The sequence below is a fragment of the Vibrio sp. 10N.222.52.C3 genome (genome assembly GCF_041474195.1).
In the GTDB taxonomy this organism is placed as follows: domain Bacteria; phylum Pseudomonadota; class Gammaproteobacteria; order Enterobacterales; family Vibrionaceae; genus Vibrio; species Vibrio crassostreae_C.
The window spans coordinates 1,078-2,665 of sequence record NZ_JBFRTQ010000004.1 but is presented as its reverse complement, the minus strand read 5'-3'; the positions used below and the strand labels follow the sequence as shown (position 1 = coordinate 2,665).

The 1,588-nt window shown below is 47.8% G+C and carries 1 protein-coding gene; it reads right to left on the bottom strand.

Features of this window, described 5'->3' with window-relative positions:
* Positions 1-36: 36 nt before the first annotated feature.
* Positions 37-1,329 carry a group II intron reverse transcriptase/maturase gene (ltrA, locus tag AB4517_RS00475; protein WP_372147682.1) on the bottom strand — a complete coding sequence of 431 codons (1,293 nt, stop codon included), beginning with the start codon at positions 1,327-1,329 and terminating at the stop codon, positions 37-39.
* Positions 1,330-1,588: the final 259 nt, after the last annotated feature.

Here is a 1,588-nt window from a genome sequence, read left to right as displayed (position 1 = left end):
AATCGAGTAGGAGGAGGCCTCGCAGCCTCCGTCCTCTCACACCACCGTACAAGCGTGGGTCGCATACGGCGGTTCCGAATATACTTTCAGTGACTCGTACCCATCTCTTAGTGAGTACAGCCCCAACCCCTCGAACCATTTTATTGGCATGGCGTGATTAACCTGTGGCGTTGAAGCTAGATGCCACCAACCCTTATCTGACATCGCTAGCTTCCACGCATTACGCTCCGTTACACCTTGTCGCTGTAACCATATCGCTATGCTGTCTCTGCGTTTGCGCTGCTTTAGTCGGTAGCACCTTAATCTACGCCGTATCCATTCGTCTAAGCGCTGCATTGCACTTTTACTAACAGTAAGCTTGAAGTAGTGTTGCCATCCTCTTAGATATTGAGTTAACTCCGTGATTATCACCTGTAACTCTCGTCCTCGATTTCGCTTCGTTATCTGACGTACTCGCTTCTTCATTTGAGCTTGTGCCGTCTTCGATATCCCGATTCTTCCGTCTATCTGGAAGCGGTGGCTTAGGTAAGTTCGCTTTGTCACTCTCGTTGCTGCACTTTTCTTACGGTTTACCGTCAGCTTTAGTTTCTGCTCCAAGAACTCCGTTATCGACTCTCTGACTCGATGAGCGGCTTCCTCACTACGCACGTAGATTTGACAGTCATCTGCATATCGACAGAACTTATGCCCTCTACGCTCTAGCTCTTTATCCAGTTCATCTAATACAATATTTGATAGTAGCGGAGATAATGGCCCACCCTGGGGTGTGCCTCGTTGTCTCTGCTCAACTAGTCCATGTCGCATTATGCCTACCTGTAGGTATGACCTAATTAGCTTTAACACGCGTTTATCAGCAATATCTTGTGACAGCCTGTGCATTAGCCTATCGTGATTCACTGTATCGAAGTATTTTGCTAGGTCGATATCTACTACATAACCTCGACCCTCTCGGATGTAGCGACTGGCGGCCGACAATGCATGGTGCGCACTGCGGTTGGGTCTAAACCCGTAACTACTGTCGGAGAACTTCGGCTCATAGATACATGACAGCACTGATGTGATTGCCTGTTGGACTACCCTATCAAGGACTGTTGGGATACCTAATTGCCTTACGCCACCACTAGCTTTGGGGATTTCTACACCAAGAACAGGTTGAGGTTGATAGCTTCCATCCAGAAGACTCTGGCGAAGCTCTTGCCCGTTTGATGCCTGTCGAAGTCTTGAGATAGTGGCGTTGATGTCGAGCTTGTCGACTCCTGCACACCCTTTGTTCTTCTTCACGCGTCTAAGAGCTTGATTCAAATTGGTTGAGGAGCAGATTTGCTCCATCAACGAAGTTGAGGTCACCAAGACTCGCCCTCCTGTCTACGCCGACCATGCTTGTCATTCTTCGTATCCATGAGCTTTACTTGCGGTATTGCCCTTTGGGACGTAGAGATGAGTTTCATCTTGCTATGACTCCACATGATTGAGTGTCTAGTGACTGCTTCTTGATATATTCAGTTCAGGCCTTCCTTTGAGTTGTACATTCTCAAAGTACTATGCCTTCTGCTGACTTCTTATTGCTCATCACACAACATCACTGCTG